24 protein-coding genes are annotated in these 26,114 nt (G+C 53.4%); 9 read left to right on the top strand and 15 right to left on the bottom strand.

Going from position 1 to position 26,114, the window contains the following annotated elements:
* Positions 1 to 5 precede the first annotated feature (5 nt).
* The 4 genes from C5Y83_RS03675 to C5Y83_RS03660 all read right to left on the bottom strand — a co-directional run bounded on the left by C5Y83_RS03675 (position 6) and on the right by C5Y83_RS03660 (position 2,702).
* Positions 6 to 488 carry a DUF1579 domain-containing protein gene (locus C5Y83_RS03675; protein WP_105328287.1) on the bottom strand — a complete coding sequence of 161 codons (483 nt, stop codon included), beginning with the start codon at positions 486 to 488 and terminating at the stop codon, positions 6 to 8.
* A gap of 38 nt (positions 489 to 526) precedes the next feature.
* Positions 527 to 928 (bottom strand): YciI family protein, encoded by a 402-nt coding sequence (locus tag C5Y83_RS03670; RefSeq protein ID WP_105328286.1) that lies wholly within the window; start codon positions 926 to 928, stop codon positions 527 to 529.
* A 104-nt stretch (positions 929 to 1,032) separates the two neighbouring features.
* Entirely contained in the window at positions 1,033 to 2,283 is a 1,251-nt protein-coding gene (locus C5Y83_RS03665) for an RNA polymerase sigma factor (protein ID WP_105328285.1), read from the bottom strand.
* 50 nt (positions 2,284 to 2,333) lie between these two features.
* Positions 2,334 to 2,702, bottom strand: a complete 369-nt coding sequence (locus C5Y83_RS03660) for an STAS/SEC14 domain-containing protein (protein ID WP_105328284.1) — start codon at positions 2,700 to 2,702, stop codon at positions 2,334 to 2,336.
* 335 nt (positions 2,703 to 3,037) lie between these two features.
* Here C5Y83_RS03660 and C5Y83_RS03655 point away from each other — a divergent pair, with 335 nt between their 5' ends.
* Positions 3,038 to 3,754 (top strand): hypothetical protein, encoded by a 717-nt coding sequence (locus C5Y83_RS03655; protein ID WP_105328283.1) that lies wholly within the window; start codon positions 3,038 to 3,040, stop codon positions 3,752 to 3,754.
* A 9-nt stretch (positions 3,755 to 3,763) separates the two neighbouring features.
* On the opposite strand, the gene C5Y83_RS03650 is transcribed toward C5Y83_RS03655, so the two are convergent.
* The 5 genes from C5Y83_RS03650 to C5Y83_RS03635 all read right to left on the bottom strand — a co-directional run bounded on the left by C5Y83_RS03650 (position 3,764) and on the right by C5Y83_RS03635 (position 8,915).
* Positions 3,764 to 5,974 carry an acetylxylan esterase gene (locus C5Y83_RS03650; RefSeq protein ID WP_105328282.1) on the bottom strand — a complete coding sequence of 737 codons (2,211 nt, stop codon included), beginning with the start codon at positions 5,972 to 5,974 and terminating at the stop codon, positions 3,764 to 3,766.
* 84 nt (positions 5,975 to 6,058) lie between these two features.
* Positions 6,059 to 6,229 (bottom strand): hypothetical protein, encoded by a 171-nt coding sequence (locus tag C5Y83_RS29550; protein ID WP_199194972.1) that lies wholly within the window; start codon positions 6,227 to 6,229, stop codon positions 6,059 to 6,061.
* Positions 6,230 to 6,272: 43 nt separating this feature from the next.
* The gene (locus C5Y83_RS03645) at positions 6,273 to 6,962 is read right to left on the bottom strand and encodes a hypothetical protein (RefSeq protein WP_105328281.1); all 690 of its coding nucleotides are present in this window, start codon (positions 6,960 to 6,962) and stop codon (positions 6,273 to 6,275) included.
* A gap of 94 nt (positions 6,963 to 7,056) precedes the next feature.
* Positions 7,057 to 7,578: a hypothetical protein gene (locus C5Y83_RS03640; protein WP_105328280.1), complete on the bottom strand. Its 522-nt coding sequence runs from the start codon at positions 7,576 to 7,578 to the stop codon at positions 7,057 to 7,059.
* Positions 7,579 to 7,634: 56 nt separating this feature from the next.
* Complete coding sequence (locus tag C5Y83_RS03635) at positions 7,635 to 8,915, bottom strand: CCA tRNA nucleotidyltransferase (protein WP_105328279.1); 1,281 nt, start codon at positions 8,913 to 8,915, stop codon at positions 7,635 to 7,637.
* 135 nt (positions 8,916 to 9,050) lie between these two features.
* Between C5Y83_RS03635 and C5Y83_RS03630 the strand changes: the two genes are divergently transcribed.
* Entirely contained in the window at positions 9,051 to 9,395 is a 345-nt protein-coding gene (locus tag C5Y83_RS03630; RefSeq protein WP_105328278.1) for a rhodanese-like domain-containing protein, read from the top strand.
* A 3-nt stretch (positions 9,396 to 9,398) separates the two neighbouring features.
* Here C5Y83_RS03630 and C5Y83_RS03625 read toward each other — a convergent pair whose 3' ends face one another.
* From C5Y83_RS03625 to C5Y83_RS03615, 3 genes are all read right to left on the bottom strand, one after another.
* The gene (locus tag C5Y83_RS03625; RefSeq protein ID WP_199194971.1) at positions 9,399 to 10,295 is read right to left on the bottom strand and encodes a ThuA domain-containing protein; all 897 of its coding nucleotides are present in this window, start codon (positions 10,293 to 10,295) and stop codon (positions 9,399 to 9,401) included.
* Between the two features lie 102 nt (positions 10,296 to 10,397).
* Positions 10,398 to 11,552 carry a DUF481 domain-containing protein gene (locus C5Y83_RS03620; protein ID WP_105328277.1) on the bottom strand — a complete coding sequence of 385 codons (1,155 nt, stop codon included), beginning with the start codon at positions 11,550 to 11,552 and terminating at the stop codon, positions 10,398 to 10,400.
* A gap of 284 nt (positions 11,553 to 11,836) precedes the next feature.
* A complete protein-coding gene (locus tag C5Y83_RS03615; RefSeq protein ID WP_105328276.1) occupies positions 11,837 to 12,865 on the bottom strand; it encodes a hypothetical protein in 1,029 nt (342 codons plus the stop codon).
* Between the two features lie 347 nt (positions 12,866 to 13,212).
* On the opposite strand from C5Y83_RS03615, the gene C5Y83_RS03610 reads away from it, so the two are divergent.
* Positions 13,213 to 13,473, top strand: a complete 261-nt coding sequence (locus C5Y83_RS03610; protein WP_146117609.1) for a hypothetical protein — start codon at positions 13,213 to 13,215, stop codon at positions 13,471 to 13,473.
* A 102-nt stretch (positions 13,474 to 13,575) separates the two neighbouring features.
* On the opposite strand, the gene C5Y83_RS03605 is transcribed toward C5Y83_RS03610, so the two are convergent.
* From C5Y83_RS03605 to C5Y83_RS03595, 3 genes are all read right to left on the bottom strand, one after another.
* Entirely contained in the window at positions 13,576 to 14,517 is a 942-nt protein-coding gene (locus C5Y83_RS03605; RefSeq protein WP_105328274.1) for a glycosyltransferase family 2 protein, read from the bottom strand.
* Between the two features lie 152 nt (positions 14,518 to 14,669).
* On the bottom strand, positions 14,670 to 16,688 hold the full coding sequence (gene ligA / locus C5Y83_RS03600; protein ID WP_105328273.1) for an NAD-dependent DNA ligase LigA: 2,019 nt from the start codon (positions 16,686 to 16,688) through the stop codon (positions 14,670 to 14,672).
* A gap of 65 nt (positions 16,689 to 16,753) precedes the next feature.
* Positions 16,754 to 17,128 carry a cupin domain-containing protein gene (locus tag C5Y83_RS03595; protein WP_105328272.1) on the bottom strand — a complete coding sequence of 125 codons (375 nt, stop codon included), beginning with the start codon at positions 17,126 to 17,128 and terminating at the stop codon, positions 16,754 to 16,756.
* 176 nt (positions 17,129 to 17,304) lie between these two features.
* Here C5Y83_RS03595 and uvrA point away from each other — a divergent pair, with 176 nt between their 5' ends.
* The 6 genes from uvrA (at position 17,305) to C5Y83_RS03565 (ending at position 26,012) form a co-directional block, all read left to right on the top strand.
* A complete protein-coding gene (uvrA, locus tag C5Y83_RS03590; RefSeq protein WP_105328271.1) occupies positions 17,305 to 20,139 on the top strand; it encodes an excinuclease ABC subunit UvrA in 2,835 nt (944 codons plus the stop codon).
* Positions 20,140 to 20,150: 11 nt separating this feature from the next.
* Positions 20,151 to 20,954, top strand: a complete 804-nt coding sequence (locus C5Y83_RS03585) for a hypothetical protein (protein WP_146117608.1) — start codon at positions 20,151 to 20,153, stop codon at positions 20,952 to 20,954.
* A complete protein-coding gene (locus tag C5Y83_RS03580; protein ID WP_233207075.1) occupies positions 20,927 to 21,997 on the top strand; it encodes a ThiF family adenylyltransferase in 1,071 nt (356 codons plus the stop codon). The genes C5Y83_RS03585 and C5Y83_RS03580 overlap by 28 nt, the downstream gene beginning before the upstream one ends.
* A 120-nt stretch (positions 21,998 to 22,117) precedes the next feature.
* Positions 22,118 to 22,699, top strand: coding sequence for a hypothetical protein (locus tag C5Y83_RS03575; RefSeq protein ID WP_105328269.1), 582 nt, complete (start codon positions 22,118 to 22,120; stop codon positions 22,697 to 22,699).
* A 141-nt stretch (positions 22,700 to 22,840) separates the two neighbouring features.
* Positions 22,841 to 23,899: an aspartyl protease family protein gene (locus C5Y83_RS03570; RefSeq protein WP_105328268.1), complete on the top strand. Its 1,059-nt coding sequence runs from the start codon at positions 22,841 to 22,843 to the stop codon at positions 23,897 to 23,899.
* A gap of 394 nt (positions 23,900 to 24,293) precedes the next feature.
* Positions 24,294 to 26,012 carry a response regulator gene (locus tag C5Y83_RS03565; protein ID WP_233207074.1) on the top strand — a complete coding sequence of 573 codons (1,719 nt, stop codon included), beginning with the start codon at positions 24,294 to 24,296 and terminating at the stop codon, positions 26,010 to 26,012.
* Positions 26,013 to 26,114 lie beyond the last annotated feature (102 nt).

Genomic DNA, 26,114 nt, shown 5'->3' with positions numbered 1-26,114 from the left:
ACTGCCTATCCTTGGCGGTAGTAATGGGCCGTCATGAAGTGATGCCACACTTCGTTTTCATCGAGAACTTGCGACTTGAGGGTTCGGTGTCCATCTTCAATGATTTCGATCATATCCTGGTATCGCGCAGTCCCTTCTCCGGTAAAGCTGGGGCCGGTCGCGTCAAGAGTCAGCACTTTTCCAGCATCGTCGAGACGACCATTTTCATAGATCCACAAGTACGTCATCTTGGAACTGAGGAACGTCCCCACGAAACAGTTCTGCGACGGATCGAATCCCAACGTGAATTGCGATAATCCCATCCCGCATTCCGCCTCCTCACCCTCCCCTTCACACACGATCCAGGCCTCTCCCAAAGCGCGAACTTCTTCCGTTCCCTTGGTGATCAACTTAGGCTGTTCCGGCCCCATATCCATTTCCGCTTCCATCGTCCATTTACCGATCAGATTGGAAAGCCAGTGATGCTCTGGTCGAATGTCGATCTGCATGAGAGTGTGTCCTCGAATGAACGTCTTGGAGAGGTTGATTAAAGATTGGCGTCTTTCGCAAACTGCTCTGCCACGGCTGCGATCGCCAAGTTGGTTGCTTCGTCCGCCGGGCGAATTTCGAATGGTCCCATCTTCACGCCTGGATGTTTCGACATCAATTGAATTGCGTGATTCAAGTCGCGAGCTTCCAGTAGCAAGATGCCGCCAATCTGCTCCTTTGTTTCTACAAATGGGCCGTCGGTCACTTCCACTTGATCAGCTTGGTAGCAAAGCGTGACACCATTTTCAGGGGCATCTAGAGCCCCGCCTCCGGCGAAGTGCCCTCCCTGGCGAAGTTCGTTGTCGTAGGCAAAGCACTCCGTCATCAGCGATTCCCGCTCTTCGTCAGGCAGGCTGTTGAACTTGGCCAGATCGATATATCCCAAACAGACGAATTTCATCTGCTTTTCTCCGATTCGCGAGGATAAGTAATTAAGCTGCTTTACCCTCTAGTCGCATAGCGACCTCGTTAATCGACAGGCGTTGGAAAACTTTTCTGAGAAACCTAGGCCAGTTCCTGAATGCGCCGCTCGAGAAATCGCCTCTCAGGTTCTTGCCTGGCAAGTTCCAGTGCCTTTTCATAGGCGTGTTTGGCATCGGCTTTCCGCCCTAGTCGACGGCAAAGATCTGCCTTGGCGGCGTGAGCCAAGTGGTATTGAGAGAGCGTCCCTTGCTCGAGTATGGCTTCGATTAACGGAAGTCCCGTCTCGGGGCCATCCCGCATCGCAACGGCTACAGCTCGATTCAAATCGACGATCGGCGAAGGGCCAACAATTGCAAGAACATCATACAAGGCGATGATTTGCGTCCAATCAGTTTCCTCTGGGGACGACGCTTCGGCGTGGACGGCGGCTATGGCGGCCTGCAATGAGTAAATACCAAACCGACGTGAGGCGAGAGCCTGCTGAATCAATTCCGAGCCTTCGGCGATGTATGCTTGATTCCAGAGGGAACGATCTTGATCCTCCAACAGGACGATGTCCCCCTCCAGAGTCGTCCGCGCCGCACGACGCGACTCTTGAATCAACATAAGACCAAGCAAGCCCTTTGCTTCCGCATCAGGCAGATGCTGCACTAATAACCGCCCCAGACGGATTGCCTCTTCCGACAAGTCACGGCGGGTTACCTTGTCGCCGGAAGACGCGGAGTAGCCTTCGTTAAAGACAAGGTAGATTACCGACAGAACAGCGTCCATCCGCTGTGGCATCTGCGAGACAGTCGGAATTTCGAACGGAATGCCCGCGTCCCGAATCTTTGCTTTTCCACGAACAATTCGCTGCGCAATGGTCGGCGGTGAGGTGAGAAAGGCGCTCGCGATTTCTTCCGTACGAAGGCCACAAACTTCGCGCAAAGTCAAAGCGACTTGAGCACTCGATGCGATCGCCGGATGGCAGCACATGAAGATCAGCCTCAAGCGATCGTCCTCGATGTTTTCGTCATCGACCGGATCGTAAGTGCTGGTACCATCTCCTAATCGCTGAGCGATTTCGCCGAGCGATTGGTCAAATCGAACACGACGGCGGATGGTATCGATGGCCTTAAATCGACCGGTCGAAACTAACCAGGCACGAGGATTGTTGGGGATACCTTCCTCGTGCCACTTTTCTACTGCGGAGGTGAACGCCTCGTGCATGGCTTCTTCTGCTAGGTCGAAATCACCTAGCAGACGAACCAGCGTGGCAAAGACCCGGCGAGATTCCTGACGATAAAGTTCGTCAACCATTTGACGAACTTCTCGCGACTTTTCTTCCACCATGGCGGAAGACGCTCCGTAGTTTTAGAGAAAGCAACTGCGTTAGGAAAAGCCTACTCAGCTTCTTCCACAAGCCACTTCTTGGCATCTTCCAACTTTGTGTGATCGAAATACTTGACCTTGGCGCCCGTGAACGGTTTGCAGAAGACCGACATGCCAGCTTCCCATTTCGATTCGCCGACGATAGCCAAGCGTTTGATGTCGTTCCAATGTTTCATATCAAAGTTAATGTCATCCCAAACGGCCGCCAAAGTCCAACCATGGAAGTCGTGAAGTTCGACCAACAAACGGAGCTTACCGAATTCCTCGATCTGCTTTTCGATTTCAGGGACAAACTTCTCGTAATCTTCGGCCGTCAACTTGCCGCTGATCCGAACGATGGTCAAATCCTTTAAGTGGACGATTTCCAAATTGTCACTCATCGTTTCTAAACTCCCTAGCTGATAGGTGTGGTTGCGGCATTGTCTTAAATGCCATCGACATTCTTTCATTCTACGACACGCCAAGTGGAACGAACAATTCCCAGATGAAACAACTAAGAATCGCAACCGATCACGCAAACTGGATGTGTAAGCAGGGAAAAACAAGCGTCTGTCCATTTGCCGATCTTCGTCAGAGCCCCCAATCATCGAGTCAGAATACAAATGGAACGAGTCATCACTTTTCGCTACTCAGAATCGCAAATCTCTCTTACCATGACGATTGGTTGTTTCGCCCTGTTGGGTGATTTCCGTATCTCTTCCCGTGGGAAAACTCCATGTCTCGTTGGAAGCCGATTCGATTTCATGTTGGTTCACCCTGGGCTGGGTTTACGCTGCGTTTCTCGTTGCCTGTCCCGGCATGGAGTTGGCTGCAAATTCGCTTTAGCACGCTGCTTCTTCTCATCCTCTTGGCCTGTGTCGTCTTCGCCTGGCGCCGCGATCGTGTCCAACTTGAGGAGGAGATTATCGCCTTAAAAGTTCAAATTGCCCCCAAGCAAAAGCAGCAAGTTTCCTGGGGAGTGGAACAGGTACTAGGAGCGCCCGATACTAAAAGCTTTGGCGATCGTCGAACCGCTTGGGCTTCGGAGACGCCCGATGGACAGCAAGAGTGGATCGTGGCTCACTTCGAAAACGAAGTAATGCCGAAGGAACTTCAAATTTACGAAACCTACAATCCCGGGGCAGTCACGAAGGTCTCGCTCTTTACTTCCCTTGGAAATGAGGTAGTCGTCTGGCAAGGCAGCGACCCCACAGCAATCGGCGCAGGCGGAGGGGTCTCTAAGATTCCATTGAAGACGATCTGGCCTACCAAGAAGGTAAAAGTTTATATCGACTCTGCCAACGTTCCCGGTTGGAACGAGATCGACGCGATCGGCTTGGTCGATCTGGATAACCAGACGCAGTGGACGAGATTTGCCGAAGCATCCAGTAGCTATGGAGCCACGTACTCCAATCGCATCGTGATTCGTGGGATGCAACTCGATGTCTTCTGAAGTGAACGCTTATTGAAAGCGGCTCAGTTGACCCAACACCCAATCGATCGGAGTCACGTCGATATCTTCGGTTAAAGATAGACGATCGGCTTGATTCTTTTTCTCGTAAGCATGGCTCACCCACTTCAAGCTTTCAGCGTCTTCTCCCATCACACGCAGCGGTATCGGGGCCGCCATCGCTAAGTAGGCGGGAACATCGCCATATTTTGCTCCGCCAGGAAGCAGGTTCGGGGAACGAATCGAGTCGACTTTGCCGAATCGGAATCCGTCGGTCTTGATCGCTGCGAAATCAAACGCCTTGGAATCCTTTGCCATTACGACGGAAGCCAGCCCAGCCATTGCCGGGTCAAAGGTGATTAGGCCAACTGATTTCGGAGCTCGTTCGTGATTCCGCATGAACGTAGCCATTGCGGCGATGTCGTTGATCCGTTCCGCCGCGACCGCTCGGTTGTAACCCAGCGTATAAGCTGCTGCTTCTCGCGGGTTCTCAACCTTTGGTGCCTGCTCGAATGTTTGCTCGTTGGCGAGAAACTCGCCCTGGTAGATCAAGTCGATGCCTGCCACCGAAACACCTGAAGATACTAACTTGGCAACTTCCGATTTCAAACGCCCATTTTCGGCGAACAATCCATCTTTGCCCTTATCCGAAAGCCACAGCACGGTCTGTCCGCTCCAATTGTCTTTTGGATAAAGGAACAAAGCCGGCAACTGCGAACCATTTTGATCGTTGTGAAGTAAACCGCCAATCAAGAGATAGTCCTCTCGCTGTTCCTTAATTTTCACATCGAACTCGAGGTCGTCCATTGTTGGAGAATTTCGACCGACCATGACATCAAGTGCTGGCTCGGTAATCTCACGGAACTTCGCGAATGCGGTCTCGTCACCACTAAGGAGAGAATTGATTTGTTGCTCGGAAAGGACAGTCCATTCGGCGAGTAGGTCGCGTTCGAACTCCTCGGAATACTCAGGCTGATTCCGGCCAACCCAGACGGTCAGCTCCTTCTCGGTAAGTCTTTTGTAGGGACGTTCCTCAACCGAAGCATTGAGCCCCAACGCATCATTGAACAGTTCGTACATGGCTCGCCGAGAGACGGCATTGTAGTTGTGGCCAAACTCGGTGCGTGCCGTCAGATGAACCTTGTCTTCGGCCCCCATCAATGCATAGAGCCGCTTCAGATCGGGGAACCCTTTGGTCTCGACCTCCTTTGTCCAGTCGTCCGCTGCCGTCAGCCCTTGCGGCTTGGGAGCAAACAATGCAGCAAACTCGACATTGCCAGTTCCGACACGCAAGAGCGTGCAATTCTCGCAGGTGCAGCCTCCTTGCATGGCCGTCGAAACCATTACCGCCGGGAAGACTGCTGCGATTCGTGGATCGATAGCCCCCACGATCATGGTTTGCGTTGCCCCGCCACTGGCACCGGTAACTGCTAACCGCGACTTGTCGACACTTTCCAGCGACTCCAGGAGATCCAAACTTCGAATGCAATTCCAAATCTGCAGCCCCATGACCGATTCTAGGTGCGACTCGGCCTGGGGACTGAAGAATCCCCATCGCTGATTGGTATTCATCTCAGGACGCTGCTTTCCAAACCGATGGACCAGTTCAAAGGAAAGCTGCTGACTATCGGCATATCCCAACATGTCGACTTGCAAGACAACGCAGCCCATGCGTGCTAAATGAACGCAACGTGCCTGCATTGGATTCTTGGCCGTTTCGGCAATCGACTCGGCACCACTTTCGATCTGCTTCTTAATTTCGCCATCATTCGCTTCGTAGAAGCGGCCATTGGTCCAATGCCCATGGGGACAAAGGACGGCCGGAAATGGTCCATCTTTGCCGACTGGCTCGTAGAGGCTTCCCGTAACATAGAAGCCCGGCATGCTTTCGAAACGGACGCCGGTGACTTGGTAACGGTCGAACTTTTGCACGTTGACGCGTTCGAGATTGAGATCCGACTTCGGCGGCATCGGCCAAAGGCCGAGAGCGACCTTCAACTGCGTGCGGACTTCTTCAGCCCGCACCTGCCAAGCTTCTTTGCTTTCGGGCGGACTAAACGGAAAGTAGCCGTCCAGATCTTTCGGCGGAGCAAGCCGAGCATCATCCGGCAGTTGCCCTGCAGGTAAGATCCGAACCGGATCTTGGGCGACGGCAAACGTTGGCAGGATAAGGATGAGCAGCAAAGGCATGCTCATCTTGCGTTTGGTGAATGTCATTGGCATCGCGTAGATCGTCCAATAGGTGGGAATTGCGGGACGAGAAGTGCCTAGCAGTTTACGCCACCCAACGCCGCGATGCGAGCATTTTTAGGACGCTTTGAGCTTTTCGATCTCTTCGCGCGTCTTGACGATTTCCTGCTCGACTGCCTCGACCTCGCCTGGTTCATCGGCTTGAGCTTTGACACCGGCCAACTTCTGATTCAAGGTCTGCATCTTCTTCTGCAGAATATCAAGGCGTTTCTTTTGCTTCTTGTCCATGAAGACTCCAAGAGAGGTGGTTGAAAGAAAGGTGTCAGCCAGGCTAGCTGCTCGCAGGGGAGGCAAGAATGTCTCGCATCTTCTGGAGTGCCACCATAGCTTCAATACCCTGCAGGCCAAAGCATTCGTGCATCAGCATCAAGGCATCGTTAAATCGGTGAGCGACAAGTTCGTGCCGTATACGCATCGCTTTGACGACCACCGAGGTATCCGATTGGTAATTCTTATGAAAAGTCTGGGCCGACTTCATGCCCGAGAACGGAGATAACCCGAGGATTTGCCCAATCAAGTCACCCGCTTCGTCAACGCTACCTTGCTCGATCAGACTGACAAACCGTGCGAACGCGGGTGCTTTGGGGAGCGGCGTTCCCGGAGCTGGCAGTCCGATCAGATCAGGCCGCCCGGCTACATCGGCAACTTCTTCCTCGGGCGTGATCGCCAGAGGAAAGTGTGGCAGGCGTACCGCTTCTTTCTCACTGGGTTCGTCATAACGCTCGAAGGGGGCTTCCCTTGGCTCTTCCGGCTCGCCAGGGAGGTTGGCGATCATTTGGTTGAGGTGTCCCAACTTGTTCCCCATCCGGTCGTAGAGATTCTCGATCTCGCTCAGGAACGACTCTCCTTCCGCGTCGGCCAAGATCTCGTCCGCCTGCTCTAAGATCGCTTCGGTCATGCGAGCGAGCAGGGCATCGCGAGCTTGCTTGAGAACGGCCAAAGCCTCGTTGCGGTCGGACATAACAGGACACCTATGGAGAAGACAATCGCGGGGGGAGCAGCGTCGTGTCAGGGCACTACGCGTCTACCCATCTTAGTCGCTCTGGCCCCCGACGTTAAGAATTCTCGCTACGAGTCTCCGTAGGGGAAGCCGCTGGGGCCTTAGAATCGGCAGAACCAGCACTTTTGGGTACCCGATCGGCGATTCGCAACGAGCCGGCCATCAATACGAGAATTACCGCCAACGAGGCATTCAACTTCAGCCAGAAGCCTTCTTTCTCACGGAACTTCTCGGCGTTCTTGCTGCGTCCTGTCAGCAGACTGGCGATATACAGAATCACGAGGGCCAGCAGCAACTTTGCTCCGGCCACGCCGTGATAGTAATGCTGGGGGAATTTGTACTTCATGGCCTGATAACCAAGGGAAACAATCCCACTTAGCACCACAATCCCGGCACAAATCATCACTACTTTGGCCCATCGCGTCCGAATTGCGTTCTTCAGTTCTGGCTTTTCCGCGAACTCGGTCGCCTGCATCGCTGGGTGAAGAGCAAACACCATATACAAGGTTCCGCCCACTAAAATGATTGCTGGCAAGATGTGGGCCCATCGCAGGACCAGTTCAAACACGAATTCCATCAAAGATGTCCTTCAGTAGTCAGATTTCAAAGTTTGCTTAGTTCTAAGATATTCGTTTAGAGGTTATCCCACTGGACTTTCACAAAGTCCAATGCCTCGGCTGTTGTGGCGATCCGTTTCTCAAGTTGCTCGTCGCGAACTGCCTCCAACACGCGTTGGAATTGAGGTCCTGGTTGGTAACCTGCTTGGATAAGATCTCCCCCGTTTAGCAGCGGTGCGGGATTCAGATCTTCTTCTGGCAGCTCAATACGACTTCGGGCGTAGTCGACCCCTTCGGTTGAAATTGCCTTAGCTCGCTGAATCGCTCGTCCTGCTTCAATCAGCAGGGGCGCCGGCTCTTGGATCAACAACCGCTGGAGCTTGGGCCAGGCAACTTCGTCCGCACGACGAATCAGCCCTTCGTGACGCAAAATCCACTGAATGGTTTTGGTTTCGTCGTTGGTCAGTTTCCATCGTGCCGCGATGGCAGCAGCTGGCTCGACAGGACGATGAGGTTCTCCGTTGAGCACACTACGTTGACATGCATATCTCAGTAGTAGCGCCATAGCAGCACTAAAGTCAGCAACTTGCAGTCGTTCTAGCGATTGATACGTCTCACTCCAACGCAATGCGTGCCCCACCACCGAGTCGAGCTCTGGCAAAAGCTCGTCCATGAGTGTCAGATCCCGCAGCATGCGAACGGCGATCATGCGGTGGTTGTCGACTAACATGCGGCGCATCTCAGCGGCGATTCGCTCGGCACTGACCACGTGAATATGGCTGGCAAATTCCCGAATTGCCCGTTGCGTGGCCAATTCCAGATCAAAGGCGAACGTCGAACTGAAACGTACCGCCCGCAACATACGCAGCTTATCTTCCTCGAATCGGAGATAAGGATTTCCGATGCTACGAACCAAGCCGTTCTTTAAGTCGCGCTGTCCACCGACATAGTCAAGGACCTTTTCCTCAACAGGATCGTAGAACATGCCGTTGATCGTGAAATCGCGGCGCTGGGCATCTTCTTCGGCGCTGCTGAAGCGGACCGCATCCGGTCGACGGCCGTCGGAATAGCCCATGTCTGTCCGGAAGGTAGCTACTTCAACCTGACCCCGACGGCGTCCTCCATTGACGGTAATGACCCCGAACGAGGCACCGATCGGCAAGGTGTGATCATGACCGAAAACATCGCGAACTTCGTCCGGAGTCGCGTTTGTAGCGACGTCGAAATCCTTGGATTCTCGACCTAGTAACAAGTCGCGTACGCAGCCTCCCGCCCATAAGGCCTGAAAACCGGCTTGTTTAAGCTGTTGGACGACTTCGATGGAGAAGGCTCTGGTAGCTGCCAAATCGGGGGGCATAAAGCAATACGATTCAAATGGGTGATGTGCGGTCGAAGGCGTTCAACTTACCAGATACGTTCCTACTGGACGACGCACCGTCTGATCCGATAGATTCGACACTAAGTGAAGCCATATTTTAGAAGAGCGATTTTGATGTCAGATGAAACAAGCCTCCCGATCGAAACCACCTGCCTCGACGTTCAGGGGCTGCAAAAGCAAAGTGCTGAATTCCTTTTGCTCGATTGCCGCGAGCAGAACGAGTTCGATCTGGTGCGAATCGAAGGGGCGACCCTGATTCCGATGAGCGAAATTCAGCAACGGATTGGCGAGCTCGAACCACAGCGTCAGGGGCACATTATCGTCTATTGCCACCATGGTGGTCGCAGTATGCGAGTCACCCAGTGGCTGCGTGAACAGGGCTTCCCCAAGGTGCAAAACATGGCCGGCGGAATCCATGCTTGGGCCCAAGACATCGACCCAAGCATGCCTACCTACTAAGCGTTAAGATTTCGCCGGTTCATAAGGACGTTGCGAAGTCTTGTTGGGTTCGGGAAAATCTTCCGGAATGGGGAGTGTCACCTTTCCCGTGGCAGCCCACTCGGTGCCTCGCAGAAACGTGGCGATGAATCCGGTGCATTCCATCGAATAATCGCCGTGGCCCATCGGCGTGTGGAAAACGCGTCCTTTGTCATAGCTGACGGTCATGATCATTGGTTCGTGACGACCCGTCCCCCCCGTTGCTGGGTCGGAGTAAGCTGTGGCGAGGACTTTCATGTTCTCGGCTGGGCCACGGAGCTGATCATAGAGCTCGTCTTGTGCGTGCAACCAAGCCTTGGGCATCCCCTCAGTGATGGGATGATCGCTGTCTCGGACAACGATCTGAAATGGATGCTGCTTGCCGTGATGTCCTCCGTTGCCGGCGGACTTGTCACGAATCAGCTTTCCCTCTTTATCGAGGTAAACGTAAGGTCCGCTTTTGGCGTTGCGTCCGCCCCAGCCACCTAAGCCGATGATGCGATTGTATTCGTCCCAATCGCTGAAAGCATTGTCCGCGGCGTGAATCACCACCAAGCCTCCGCCACCACGCACGTAGTCAACGAAAGCCTGTTGTGTTTCTTTGGGCCAAGCCTGACCGTTATAGTTGCTTACGACTACGTCATAGTCGGCAAACTTGGGCGAGAAACCTTCGGTCGAGTTCTTTCCAGTCGTGGCAATATCAACGCTGAATCTACCCGTCTCTTCGAGATAAGACTTCATCATCTGCGTCGTTTTGGGCCAGATACCGTGATTGTTCTGCCCATCGATGATAAGAGCCTTCAGCTTGCCCTCATCGGCCTGGGCGATGCCCATCCAGATCAACATCAAAAGACAAGATAGGGCCAACACAGTACGACGCATGAGGTGGTCTCCTTAAGGAATATTCTGAGGGGAAGCGGTGAATCCGCTCTCGGAATTATAAACCACCCGAAAAGGCGATGCGCCACGGGATATCCATTCCGCTTAGAATTCCCACAACAGCAAGCAGGCGTAGTCCAGGTCGTTTCGCTTACGATTATTCGGCGTACTATCGTAGCGATCGTAAGCACTGATCTTCAGCGATAGGCCGTGATCCAAGGCAATCGAGTAGCTCGCTTCATTCGTGAAACGATAACCTTCATTAGCCTCGAACGCTGGGTAGAAGTCGAAATTAAACGTCAAGGTCTGCTTATCGGTAATCTTGTGTGTGAAGTCCGACCCGAATGAACCTTCCGGGATCACCCCCATCTGTGGACTGCCGAACTCCTGCGAAAAACCAGAACCAGCGGATAATGTCCAATCGGTTTTGTCGGTCTTATACGGCTTGTAGCTGAGACCACCATTGAAGACCAATCGCAAGTCAAACGCTTTGAAGGCGTCGTATTCAAGGTTGGTATTCTCATGCAAAGCCCACCGCTCGTGCAATTTTAACGGCCATTCCAAGCGATGCTTGAAGAATGCATTGTCTTGGGTCAAACCGTCCTTGTCGCTGGTCCGCAGGTGTTTGAATTCGGAGGTAAAGATCGTCCTTATCCCTTCACGGCGAATTTTTCCGCCGACACGCAAACTGTTGGAGATCGTGTTACCTGTCTGACCGTTGAATCCAAGCTCCGCACTTTTCTTCCACTTCGCTTCGCCGAACCAGTAGTCGACGTGGCCATACTGTCCGTAAGGGACGTAGTCGAGATAGCCATAGCTTCGTTCCTCTTCCAAATCTTCAATCTCGACCTCTGGCAGTTTTCCAGGTGTCTTTTCCGATTCGGCAGGCTTCTCTTCCTTTGGTTCCTTCTTTTCGGGAGGAGGAACTTCTTCAGCCGGCTTGGCGTCTTTCGGCGCGGTTTCTGTTGGTGTGTCCGAAGGAGATGGCTGATTGGTCGCTTCGGTAGTAGCCGGTTTCGGGGCAGGCAACTCTGGTAGCGGCGGCAATCGCATTATATCGCTGAGCGATGACTGTAGATCGGCCTCAGGTTCCAGATAGTGGACGAACTCCGCCGTATCGGACTCACCTACCGGAGACTCGAAGTAACTTCGTCCAATTTCGCTGTACGCATATTGATCGTCGCCGTGCACAAGCGGGGCTAGTGCCGAGAGAACGATGAAACTCAATACAAATGTGGTTCGAAGGGAGAACCATCCCATGCGGGAACTTCCTAACTGCGGCGTCCGGGGGTTGAAAACGCGAGGACGTCATATAGGAAATTTCCGAGTCATGGCCAAGGTCAATCGTTAGCGCCAAGGACGATCTTTGGTGATAGCAGACGACAGCAGTGCCAGCCAAGAAGCAAAAAAAGAGCGTCCCGTGTTGCGAACAACGCGAGACGCTCTCAATGCTGGCGTACATGGACTTATGACCTCCGTGCCGCCGTATCAAACTGCAATTGTGCGATGGGGTGTTGGCTCGACTTAGCGGCCAAACAATCGTCTTAGCGGACCTCGGCAGCAGTTGGTGCGACAAGGTCGGCAACGTACTGGGGTGCACCCTGACTCAAATGATCCGCAAGACGATGCAGTTCCGAGGAACTCATCGGGAGCAGTCGCTTCGGCGCCATCTGTGCTGCCAGCGTCTGCAACGCGTGCCACGGACTTGCGAGTGAGGACGGAGACGAACTGGGCTTCAGGTTTTGCTCCTGAGCCAGCAGCTCCCCCACGAGGGACTGACCGTCCTCCATGGTGCGTCCCGCACGATTCAATTTTCTTTGCATCGTCAGAAGTTGGTCCAAAGATTGAACCGCAAATTGGGAATCTTCGGTCTGGCAGATTAAATCGGTTTCGATTTGGATCATGTTGTTCGCCACACGTCGTGCTTTTTCCGCGAGATGTTGACCGTCGATCAGATCATCTTGCATGGCAAAAACATTTTTTAAAACCATATCCGCCAAGCGTGCATCTTCGGCCTGCTGCACAATTCGCTGCTGCAAATGCAACAGGTCCGACAACGAAGAACTGGCAAGGCGGCTGTCTTTTTGTGACAGCAAGACTTGCGATTGCAAGTTCACTAACTGGTTGAACGCTTGTTCGGCTTGAATAGCGATCGGGTACTGATCAGAAACGCGGGTGTGCAAGCTGGCGATACGATCCAAAGCGACCTGAGCTTCGTGGATATCGGCATTCATTGTCGAAAGCCGGCTGAACTGAGCTTTGAGCTTTTCGTTCATATCGGCCACGACTTGGACCTGCTCGGTCAATTCTTTCTGCTTGGCCAGTTGCGACAAGAGGTCGACCGTCCCATCAACAGTTTCTTTCGCCTTCGTTAGCTTTTCGACCGTACGATCGAGACGTGAGACGCGAATATTGAGCTCGTGCAGGTGCTCTTCAGAAGGACGCACTGCAAAGACATATACCAAGATCACGCCCAGCATGATCCCAAATGCGAACGAACCCCAGCTGTATGGTTCGTAGCCTTGTTCTTCCCCGTCATATCCTTGGGAATTTCTGCGATATCCGTCCGTCATCTTCCACCTGCCTCCTGCGGCGAGCACGAAATCTGATTGCTACCGTATCCTTACGACAGCACTCGTTATCGTCAGCGTTTGTGCAGGCATAAAGCTCTTTCTAGACTGCCTATTCTAAAATGCGGGGCATCCGTTCCGGTTGTGCCGAACATGCGTGTTGTTCAATGATCGCATTACACATTGGCATTACGGCTCAACTTGCTAGTGATCCGAACGAGGTGATAGCACGTTCTGAAACTAGCGATGTCGCAACGGTTGTTTACTGAATTGCCCTGGACCGGCTATCCGTTACCTGATACCGTCCCACGCCAATCCAAGTTATGGGCGGTTTGCATAAAGGTACGGAAATGAGCAACTTCAATTTCTTTGAATGGATGCGTAACGGGGTTAAATCAGCAGTCCTGTTGGGCGTATCCGATGCCGTGGAAGAAATCGGCATGCCCACCGAAGCCGAGGGCACTGACAACAACGTGCTCGGCTTCCTTCAAAACGCCAAGTCGCAGCAGAAGCTCAGCAATTCGAGCAGTTCCAGCGGCAGCACCCGATCGGGTAGCCGTAAGCGTCTAGGCCGTTCGCTGAAAGATATCGAACCAACATCGTCGAAGTAGTTCGCGACGCCAGATCAATCGCAAGAAAAATGCAAGGCCATCCAATTCAAACGATTTGGATGGCCTTGTTGTCTTCTTGTTCGGGACGAAAGCCGCTTTACGTTACGCCGCTTTGGCCGAGGTAACCGACTTGATCGAAACGCTGGAAGCTTCGGTCTTAGCCGGCTGATGGTCGACCTGCGGTCTTTTAGGATCGAAGATCTGAGGAAACGCTTTTCGCAGACGCCCTCGCCACCAGACCTTGTTCCGCCACAGCGGGACGTGTTGAAAAGTAGGCGTTTCCCAATCCTTGGCGGCAATTCGATCCTGCATCAGTGCTGGATGCGAGCCACCGTAAGGAACACAAGCCTGCATGTCGTAGATATACTCTCCGACCTCTTTCAGCGGATTGTCATTCCGCTGCATGACTTGCTTGCCCTGCTTATCGAATAGGTAAAACTGCTGAAATTGTGCCGTCTTCTCGGCCATCGCCTTGGGAGGCCGGACGTAACCGTAGTGAAACACACGAGCACGAATCGAACTTGAAAAGAGTCGGCGACCGTTCTTTCCAAAGCCGCAGGCATCTCCCACGCTACGAATCTGCCGATCGTTACGCACGATGCGAATCTGGCGTCGGTAGCCAAGCGGATCGCGAATGCTGTAATCGCCACGGAAGTGCAAATAGCGGAAACGTAGTCCTTCAATCCACGGTCGATGCCAGTTGGTTTCCATGGCTCGGCGAATAACCGGGTAATCCGCCTCGTGAATGACTTCGTCTGCTTGAATGTAGAAGCACCAATCGGCATCAGCACAGCGATCCAAGGCCAGATTGGTCTGGTAGGCGAGAACTTCGCCCGCCTTGCGCATCTCGGGATCCCATGGAGTGATTTCGATTTCTATCTTTGGATCGGCAATTGCCTGGAGCACTTCTAAGGAGTTATCCGAGCAATCCCCGACCTGAACGACGAATCGATCAACCAACGGGAGAACCGACTTGATACTCTCGACAAACGGGTATCCAAAACGAACCCCGTCTCGCAATATCGTGAATCCACAAACTTGCATCTATCGCATTCCTTGCGACATTTTGTCAGCGTAACAGGCGCACGCATTTACTCCCGACGGCGCATTCTTCCGTCAAACCGGGGAAGACAGTACCAGATTTGTCAGTTCGGCACTAACCCAATTCGCGCAGGCCCCGGTCATTAGCATGAAAACTAAATGCCTGCGTCGAGCTCTGCTAGCAGTTCCTCGAACTGGGTTTCCGTAAGGATAGGCACTCCCAAAGACTCAGCTTTCGCGAGCTTGCTACCCGCCTTTTCCCCAGCAACCAGATAGTTGGTCTTCTTTGAGACGCTACCCGAAGCTTTACCGCCTCGAGCCCGGATTAGCTCTTCGATTTCGTCCCGGGTGAACTTCGAGAGGGTCCCGGTCACCACAAATGACATTCCATCTAATACGGTCGGTCCACTCTCCGTAGTACGCTTCGTCGCCTCGGTCGAAACGCCGACACCACGCAAGTCGTCGATCGTCTCTTTCCCAAATTCGCTTTGAAAGAACTCCCGCACGGAAGCGGCGATTACATCGCCAATATCTTCGATTTCGGCGATTTCCTCCTGAGACGCATTCATTAATGCTTCTACGGTACCGAAATGCAGCGCCAATCGCTCAGCTCCGCGAGCACCAACGTGCCGGATCGATAGAGCGTTGAGCAGGCGAGCCAGGCCGCGCGACTTGCTATCTTCGGCCGCAGTAACTAGTTTCTCGCCCGACTTCTTCCCCATTCTCGGCAGGGCAGCGATCTGATCCGCGGTTAGCCGGTATAGATCGCCATAGGTATGAACGAGCTTTTCGTCGACCAACATATCGACGAGCTTGTCTCCCAAACCTTCGATGTCCATCGCGTTGCGAGTTGCATAATAGCGAATTCGCTCTTTGATCTGGGCCGGACAACCTTGCCAGTTAGGGCAGCGAATGTAGACGCCTCCTTCGTCTTTCACGACCGTGGTCCCACACGACGGGCACTCTGTTGGAAAGGGAAATGGCGGTAGCTCTTTCTTGCGTTCGTGCTTTTCGGTACGAACGATGTGCGGAATGATCTTCCCAGCTTTCTCCACAACAACCACGTCACCGATACGAACATCCTTCCGCACAATCTCCTCGGCATTGTGCAAACTCGCCCGAGAGACGGTTGTCTCGGCCAGTTCGACCGGTTCGAGGATGGCAACTGGCGTGATCGCGCCCGTCTTGCCGACCTGGACCTCGATGTTGTTGACCGTCGTCGTCGCTTCGTATTTTTCAAACTTGTAAGCAATCAGCCAACGCGGGCTCTTCGCAGTTGAACCGAGCTTATCTCGCTGCTCAAATCGATCGACTTTGAGCACTAACCCATCGACCTCGAACTCCAGTTCGTGCAACGATTCGATAAGTTCCTGGCAATGTTCAATTGCCGAATCGAAGTCGACAAACGATTTCACAAAGGGTGTCGCTGGTAGACCGTAGGAATTCAATTCCTTCAGGAATTCGGTATGCGAAGTTGCCTTCATCCCTTCGACGAAGCCGACGCCATGACAGAACAAGCGTAAATTGCGCTCCGCACAGATACGCGGATCTAAGAGACGGATCGTACCAGCGGTCACGTTCCGGGTGTTTTTATACGCCGGCAGACCTGCCTCGGCCTGTTTTTCGTTGAGTTTGACTAAGTCGGCATTGGTCATATAGATTTCCCCCCGCACTTCCAATTGCGGCGGAATATCCTTCCCATGAATCCGTAATGGTACATCAGCAATCGTACGAACGTTGTGGGTAATATCGTCCCCAACCGTGCCGTTACCACGGGTAAGTGCTCGCGTGAGAACACCGTTTTCGTACAGAATCGAAACTGCGACACCGTCGATCTTCAATTCGACGACCCAAGCGATCTTTTCTTCGGGCAAGAGCTTGGTGATCCGCTCGCCGTACTTCTTCAACTCCTCTAAGCTGTATGTATTATCGATCGAAAGCATCGGCACACGGTGGGCATGCTGATCGAGATGAGGCACAGGGGCATCGCCGACTCGCTGAGTCGGACTGTCCGGCGTGATCAAATCAGGATGCTTCGCTTCGAGCTCCTTCAGCTTGTTGATCAGCTTGTCGTAGTCGAGGTCGGATATCTCCGGAGTTGCCTCAACGTAATACTTCCGATCGTGATAGCGGATCTCGTCGCGTAGCTTCTCGATATCCTGTTCAACCGACATACGATGCACCTTTCCAGGAGAATTCTCGATTCCGGGTTCGTTCGACCGAAATCGAGTGCGACCGGTTATTTCTGGCACTCAGGAGGGAACTGGGCATTATTGGCTGCGTTTGGAACTAAGCATAGAAATTTAAGCGGTGTGCTACCGGTATTACGAAACTGGTGGATCTCATCAGGTTCCACCAGGATGGCATCGCCCGCTTTGATTGGCCGAGGTGCATCGTTCTCTAAGATTACCCCTTCCCCAGAAATCACGTAAACTTCGTGTTCGTATGGGTGATGATGGTGGGGGGTGTAGCCGCCAGGAGCCACTTCAAACTGCCGCATGGCGAACATCGGGGCTCCATCTTGCTGGCTGATCAATTGCTTCACTTGGCATCCGGCAACTCCATCCATCTCGACTGGAGTCGCGTCTCCTTGGTCAATATTCTGAATCTTCACGATTGATCTCCTGAAATAATGAGTCACTCCGAACACTGAAAACTTATCGAACCCCGAAGTGCTGTACAAGCGGACAGTCATCCCCCCCGGTATTCTCACGGCCTCAATCGGGTTACCATGAAAAATTCATTTCTCGTGATGGAAAAGAATCAAGGGAACGCCGAGCCTTGTCGACCATGCAGATCGAAGCCCGAGGGGTTGAAGTTCATAACCTGAAAAAGGTGGACCTCGACATTCCACATCGCCAGTTGATCGTCTTTTGCGGAGTCAGCGGGAGTGGGAAGACGAGCATGGCCCTCGATACGCTTTACGCCGAGGGACAGCGTCGGTATATCGAGAGTTTCTCTGCCTACACACGGCAATTTCTTGATCGACTGGAGAAACCTGAAGCGGACCGGATCGACAACATCCCTCCGGCCTTAGCCGTCACCAAGGTCAACGATACCCGCTCGAGCCGCTCAACGGTCGGAACCGCGACCGAGACGACCGACTACCTGCGTCTTCTATTTAGCAAAATCGGCGTCATCATTTGCCCAAGTTGCCAACAAGAGATCACGAAGGACACCCCAGGTCGGGTCGCGGATCAAATTGTTGCCGCCGAGGGCAGTGGCCGAATGATGGTTGCATTCCCCATTATCTGCGAACCTGATGAAACGGAGGGACTGATCGAGCAACTTCGTGAAGATGGCTTTGTTCGCGCGATCTCGGATGGTCAAACGGTCTCACTGACGCCAGACCAAGATGAACCGCTTACCAAACGGCTGCAAGCTGGTGAATCGATTTCGATCGTCGTCGATCGCCTGACGCTCGATTCGCTGAAGATTGAACGGTTGCGAGAATCGCTGGAATCAGGCTTCGCCCAGGGAAACGGCGTTTGTGAAATCCTGGTTCAGCCAACCGAACGAGGGCAGCTCGCCAGCAACGGGGTCTCTGTCGAGATCGATGGTCAGCCCTGGACCAGGCTACGTTACAGTAGCCAGCTTCGCTGTGAGAAATGCAACCTCCAGTTTATCGAACCTGATCCACGCCTGTTCAACTTTAATAGTCCGCTCGGTGCCTGCCCTGACTGCGAAGGCTTTGGCAACATCATCGATATGGACATGGATCTGATTGTGCCCGATCGTCGCAAGTCGATCGCCGAAGGCGCCATCGCCCCTTGGAACACGCCGGCATACAAACACGAACTGGAAGAATTGATCGCGCTCGCTCCCGACTACGATATTCCGATCAATACGCCCTACCGTGACCTGACCGAAAAGCAGGTCAATCTGATCATTGAAGGGGTCCCGGAACGCGAATTTGGCGGGCTCAAGGGATTCTTCGCATGGCTCGAGCGACGCAAGTACAAGATGCACATGCGAGTCTTCCTCAGCCGTTGGCGGAGCTTCCGCATGTGCAAAGCCTGTCAAGGAACTCGTTTGCGGCCTGAAGCACTCGCCGTGCGGGTCGGTGGAAAGAACATCGCCGAGATCTCCTCGATGAAGATTGTCGACGCGGTCGCCCATTTTCGCCAAATCAAGCTTAGCGACTATGAAAGCGCGTTGTGTCGGCAAGTGATGCCGCAAGTACTCGCTCGGCTGGAATACCTATGCATCGTCGGTCTTGGCTATCTGGCCCTCGATCGTTCCCTACGCACGTTAAGTGGCGGTGAAGCCCAACGGGTTACGCTCACCAGCACGCTGGGATCGAGCCTGGTGAACATGCTGTACGTGCTCGACGAACCAACCGCTGGTCTCCACCCAAGCGACATCACTCGATTGAACGAGGCGATTGTCGATCTGCGAAATCGCGGTAATACGGTCGTTGTCGTCGAACACGAAGAGACGCTCATTCGCACCGCCGATCAAATTGTCGAGTTTGGTCCCGGGGCGGGCGAACGAGGCGGTGAGATTATGTTCCAAGGTTCGCCGACGGAGATCGAGGAAGACGAAGACAGCCTTACCGGCGAGTTCCTTTCTGGCCGCCGGAGCGTCGTCCGCAAGCGCGCCCGTCGCGCCACCACGCACGGTCGCGTTCGCCTTAAAGGTGCTCGTGGCAACAATCTGAAAAACCTGGAAGTGGAATTCCCGCTTGGCGTGCTTACGGTCGTTACGGGGGTATCTGGTGCTGGGAAGAGCTCGCTTGTCGATCAAACCCTCTACCCTGCCCTTTGCCGCAGAAAGCGGAAGGAAAACATCCAGAGCCTGCCATACGACGACGTATTTGGCGACGGACAGATCGACGATGTCGTGCTCGTCGACCAAGGCCCGATTGGACGGTCGCCACGCTCCAACCCCGTAACTTACATCAAAGCATTCGACGAAATCCGCAATGTTTTTGCCAGCACGGTCCAAGCACGCACCCGCAACTTGACCGCAAGCCACTTTAGCTTCAATGTTCAAGGGGGACGCTGCGAAAGCTGTAACGGCGATGGACATATCGCTATCGACATGCAGTTTATGGCCGACGTGTACGTGAAATGTCCCGAATGCAAAGGACAGCGATATAAGAAGGAAGTCCTAGAGATCACATATCGCGGTAAGAGCATTGCCGACGTATTGAACATGACCGTTCGAGAAGCGTTCGTGTTCTTCCGTGGACAACCGAAAGTTCAAGCTAAGCTGAACCTGTTGAACGAGGTCGGACTCGACTACTTGCGATTGGGTCAGCCCGCCAACACACTTTCCTCAGGGGAGGCCCAACGCTTGAAACTGGCAGGCAATTTGGCCACCACCAAAAAGGCCCGCACGCTATTCTTGATGGACGAGCCAACCACTGGCTTGCACTTTGCGGATATTGTTCAGCTACTGGATTGCTTCGCGAACCTATTGCAGATCGGACATTCTCTGATCGTTGTCGAACACAACATCCATGTGATGATGGCCGCCGACTACATCATTGATTTGGGCCCTGGCGCCGCGGATGAAGGGGGCAATATCGTCGCGATGGGAACGCCTGAAGAGATCTCGGAGAACTCCGATTCGGTCACCGGCAGGCACTTGGCCGCCGCGCTAAAACACCTGAAAGTGTGAGCTTGCACGTCATGCTTCGACAAGGGCGAACTTCCTCGCTGGAAGCCGACGTTTGGTATTTTCCGCTAGGGAATTCCGTTGACACCAAGACACTGTCGCTTTCAGGTCCTTTCAGTAAACGTGGCCGAACGCTACCCGCGACCTTCCGATTCCAGAGGACCGAACTCGCTGGTCGTGAAGCGTGGAAGACCACTATTCCCGAGCCAAGTTTGTGGACTCCTGAGTCGCCGGCCTATTATCAGCTTTCCAACTCGGATGAACTAATCGGTCTTCGCGATCTACGCATCCGTGGCGACAGCTTTTACACAGCGGATCGAAGATGGTTGATTCGCGCGGCTCAACTCTCAACGGATTCGCATTCCACTTCTAACTTGGTTCGGATTGACTCCTTTCTGACCAAAGAGGCGGCGATTACCGCGACGCAAGATGGATGCCCACGAATTATCCATAGCGAGTCTCCTACGCCGGAGTTGATAGCAACCGCCAGCGAATCGGCAGCCGTACTGATGCTGATTCTCCCGTTCGATTGCCGCGAGGATCTTGGCAAGCTCGTTCATTCCCATGTGCTAATCGGTACGCACCTTGAAGCGGGACAGCCAATCCCCGCTTGGGCGCAGTTCGTAAGCGTTTCGGAAAACCTTCTGAATACTGCGTGGAAGCCAGAAAGAAAGATCCCGGTTGTTGCCACACGTCGCGGTGAATTGGAGAATCATACTCCGGACGAACTAAGGCAAATGTGCGATCAGTTTCAAGCCGACCTCGACCACGGGGCGGATTACGCCGGATTGTGGCTCTTACCGAAGACAAGCGGATGATGACACCTGACAACGATCCCTTCGCCCGATATGCTCGGCAGATGAGCTATGCGCGCTTCGGCCGTGAGGGGCAAGAACGTCTCGCCCATGCCACGGCCCTGGTGGTTGGCGTCGGTGCATTAGGATCAGTGATCGCTAACACGCTTGCGAGAAGCGGTGTCGGCAGGCTGAGGATTGTCGATCGCGACTACATCGAATGGAATAATCTGCAAAGACAGGTCATTTACACGGAGGAAGACGTTCGGCAACGGCTTCCCAAGGCGATTGCCGCGAAGAACCATCTTTCCGCTGCGAACTCTGATATTCAGATCGAAGCCGAGATCGCGGATGTCGACCACCGCAACATCGAACGCCTTTGCCAAGGTGTCGATGTGATTGTTGACGGGACCGATAATTTTGAAGTCCGTTTTCTGCTGAACGATGCCTCGCTCAAGCTGGGCATTCCGTGGGTTTACGGTGGCTGCATTGGCGCGGAAGGGCAAACGATGACGATCATGCCTGGCGAGGGCCCCTGCCTGCGCTGCATCATTCCCGATTCGCCTCCTCCTGGAACCACACCAACTTGCGACACGGCCGGGATTCTAGCGCCGATCATTGGCGTGATCGCTTCGCTGGAAAGCATGGAGGCGTTAAAGATCCTAAGTGGCCACCAAACGCAAGTGAACCGAACGCTAACGGTTTTCGATCTTTGGGAAAATCGCATTCGCCCGGTAAAGCTTGGCAGTATTAACGATCGTAGCGGTTGTCCGGCTTGCGGTCAGCACAATCTGGAATGGCTCGCCGGTAAGCGGGGAAGCCAATCGGCGGTCCTCTGCGGTCGCAATGCCATTCAATTAAGTTTTGCCGAACAAGAGTCAGTCGATCTAACCGCCTTGGCAGAAAACCTACGCCAACATGGAACCGTGGAAGCAAATCCGTACCTTCTGCGAGCCACCATCGGCGATCACGCATTTACGCTTTTCGGGGATGGCCGTTGTATCGTCCACGGCACCGACGATCCAGCCGAAGCCAGATCGCTTCATGCTCGCTATATCGGGACATAAATGAGCCGCGTAAGTAGGCTACCCATTCTGGTTTAACGCGACGAGTCAAAGTACAATACAGGTACCCACTGTGGTCTTTATTGGCCGTGACTTTTCCCCATTGAATCGAAGGACAGTCCCGTGACGGATCAACCCCACCACACGTTCAATGAGTCCGACTATCAACATCTGTTGGATTCGATGTTCGTTCAGCAAAACGAGGCCTTGTGGGAAAAACTGCGCGATCAGATTGCCGAAGAAAATCTGGTCGACGAATTGTCCAAGGCGACTGCGATCCAGGACAAAGCTTTGATTGAGAAGCTGATCGGCCTAGGAATCAGACCACGCAATATGGCCGCGTTAACCATGTATCCGCTGATCAGCGTTGCTTATGCAGACGGCGTGCTGAACATTGAAGAGCGTGACTTGATTATGAAGATGGCGCAAGATTGGAACATGGCGCCGGGTGACCCAGCCTTCGAGGTCATGAATCACTGGCTGAAAGATGGTCCCACGGCGGAAGGACTTGCCGTTTGGAAGGAGTACATCACTGCCGTGATGTCGCAAATGACGCCAGAACAAGTCGCCGACTTGAAGCAAAGCATCATGTCTCGAGCGACTGCAGTTGCCACCGCTGTAGGTGACGTGCTGGGCCGCTTCGGCAACCGAACCACCAAGTCGGAGGATGCTCGACTTAAAGAAATCGAAGCGGTCTTCCCGTAGAATCGGGTGGATTGACGATCAACTTTATGACGATTCATTTGCAGTTTTTCTTACTTCCCTGCAAACTATAAGATTCTGGGGTGGTGCAAGGAGTTCACCTCCCCAACTCTTTTCTACTAGTCGTCAAAGCTCGAAGTGCTCATGGATCGATCGATCGCGATACGTCCTTGGCTTGCCAGCCTGCTCAGCGTCGCCCTCTTGGGCACGATCTCCAACTTCGCGAGATGCGCTGAACCTGCGGCAAATCTCGATGCACACGGATTCGAGAAATTTGGTTCGCGATGGGTGCTTCCCGAAGAAATCGGCCTCAAGCATGATCTCGATATGCTGGACGATATCGTGCGTCGCACGATCACCTTGAAACGTCAAATCTCTCTCGCGGCGGAAGAAAATCGTGAGCACTGGCAGAAACAGCAATCAGCCAACAAGCTGATCGACGAGATCGCGGCTTTGATGCGTCGAAATGCGGTCGGAACCGACGAAGAAAAGAAGGTTCAAAAGCAGATTGAGCAATTGAAGAAGGCCAGTCGTGAACTGCGCGACGGCGTTGCTCCAGATCGTCTTGGCGGGCAACCGCATATGCGGGCCATGCTGGAAGCGCTCACCTTGATGCATCAACAAGCCGCCGTGCTCACCGCTCGCATCGAGACGCGACAATCGGACATTCGTACCCAGTATCGGCAGCTGCCGCGAGAAGTGTCCAAATGGATCTCTTTGCAGCCAGAGTGCGAAGTGGGTCCGCTGTTCCGCCCTGAGCAAATCGATCAGGCACGACGCAAAGCGCAAGCATCGATCGGCATGGACGACGTTCCTTTGTTCTTACAAGGGAAACAGAAACGAGTGGGCATCGTATTAAACGATCAGTTCCCCAGTATCGTAACTGTCGAGTCTGATACCGATCGTCTTGTCGTAACCTCAAACATGGCCTTTTCGGCCGGAGTGAAGAATCTTGGGCCACTGGAATCCGTAACCCTGCCAGGAGGGTACCAAACAAAAGCCCGTTCAGGCCGTGTCCAACGCATTCGTATTGGTTCGGCAACTTTGCAGGATGTATCAGTTGTGGTTCTACAACCCTCGGATGAACATCTAGGGGGCATTCTCGGCCTCAAGGTTCTCCAAGCGTGGAAACCGCAATTTGCAGACTCGGGTATCTCACTTTCACTCGATTCCAGTAACCACGCATCTACGGCTTCGAACTAGCCGTTACGGTTGTTGTCGGAAAATCTTGGAACGGATGCGCACTCCGGTTCATCTCACTTTAGCTGGGGTTTTTCCAAGAATTCTGAGGACAAAGCTTCCATTACGATGGACAATGGTAACAATGAGAAGCTTGGGATTAGTCCCATGCCTTGAAGATCAAATTCCCTACTGGAACGCATCAATTTTCACGAATTGGGTTTTCCTCGTATCGGAATAAGCATTATGAATAGCGTCGTGGTGAGTGAATTTTGGCAAACTTTTCGTGTTGGCTAATTTTTGACCATTAGAACGCCGAATCGGTAGTTGATGGGCAGAGAATTGTTCACACCAAGTTCAAGCGTATAATTCGTACATCCGAATCACTACGTACGCGTGTTTGTTAGGGAGAATGGGGTTGGCGGCGAAACCCAAAATCCTGTGCCTGTGCGATTCAAAAAACGACTCTGAAGTCGTCGAAGAACTTCGTCAGGATTTTGAAGTCACCGAAGTGCATTCACCACTTCGCGTGCTTGCCAAGCTCCGTAGCAACCCCTACACCGGGCTCTTCATTTCGACTTCACATCAGGAAGTCTCGACCCGCATTGGAAATCTGCTCGAGAACGAGCACATTTTGGATGGCATGCCGGACGGCGTTGCCATGCTTGATCGGGACAACACCATTGTCTGGGTCAATGCTTGTTTGCAGCGTTGGGCCAATCGGGGTGACCTGGTCAACCAGAACTTCTACGCTGCACTCAACAGTCCCGAGATCCTTGGCCCTGATTACTGTCCGTTCCACACAGCGGTAACGACCGGTCAAGCCAGCGGGTCGACGTTGCGGACCGAGGACAACCGCTATTTCCATGTCCATGCCGCACCGGTCATCACGCCGACGGCTCCGCCGAATAACCTCATCGTTACCGTCCGTGACGTTACCGATGAAGTGATTCAGCGACAGAAGCTCGACGCGATTCATCGAGCTGGTATGGAACTGGCCGACCTGACGACGGAAGAGATCTTCAACATGGAGGTCTCCGAGCGTATCGAACTGCTCAAGAGTAACATCCTCCATTACACGAAAGATCTACTCAGCTTTGACGTGATCGAGATTCGCTTGCTGGATCAGCGTACTGGCGAGTTGGTCCCACTCCTTTCTGTTGGAATCGATAAAGAAGCTGCGGAACGCGAGCTATACGCTCAAAGCACCAACAATGGCGTCACGGGCTTCGTCGCATCGACCGGTAAGAGCTACCTTTGCGAAGACACCAGCAAAGACCCGCTTTACCTCGAAGGTTTCAAGGGAGCGAAAAGCTCGCTGACCGTTCCGTTATTGCTGCACGATCAAGTGATTGGCTCGTTCAACGTTGAAAGCCCCGAGCCCCGTGCATTCACCAACAGTGATCTCCAATTTTTGGAAATCTTCTGTCGTGACCTGGCAGTCGCACTGAACACCCTGGAACTACTAGTCGCGCAGCAAGCTAACACGGCCCAAGCAAGCGTCGAAGCGATCCATAGCGCCGTCGCTCTGCCGATCGACGAGATCTTGAACGACGCCGTGAGCCTGATGCAGCGATACATCGGCCATGACGAAGAAGTGGTCGGCAAGCTGAAGAACATCATTCAGAATAGCCGTGACATCAAGCGAGTGATCCAGCGAGTTGGCGAAAAGATGACGCCAGCCAAGGCAGTTCCTGCCTCCGCCAAACAAGAGCAACGTCCTTTGTTGCGTTCAGCCCGTGTTTTGGTAGCGGACGCGGACGAATCGGTCCGCAGTGCCGCCCACGCGTTGCTCGATCGATACGGCTGCGACGTCGAAACCGCCCATGACGGGGCGGAAGCCTTATGTATGGTACGAGCCGGCCTCCATTCCACCGGTTACGACGTGATCATTAGCGACGTCCATTTGCCCGACATGTCGGGCCACCAGCTGATGCTCAAACTGGGCGATATCATCTCCCCAGTTCCGATGATTCTGATGACTGGTTTTGGATACGATCCTGGTCACTCCATCGTCAAAGCGCGTCAAGCAGGGCTGTTGCCTAACGCGGTTCTCTACAAACCGTTTCGTCTCGACCAACTGGTCGAAACGGTCGAGCGGGTTATGACAGCATTCGCCGGAACGCCGTCACCGTAGCGGTTTGCCCGCGAATTGATGTGACAACCCCTCGTTCTTCTGAGCTGACGGGTTTCGCGGATTCTCCCGTCAACTAGAATTCACGTAACCAGCGACTTGAAA

This window comes from Blastopirellula marina (genome assembly GCF_002967765.1).
Taxonomy (GTDB): Bacteria; Planctomycetota; Planctomycetia; order Pirellulales; family Pirellulaceae; genus Bremerella; species Bremerella marina_A.
The sequence above is the reverse complement of the archived record's forward strand: the minus strand, read 5'-3'. Positions and strand labels throughout refer to the sequence as shown.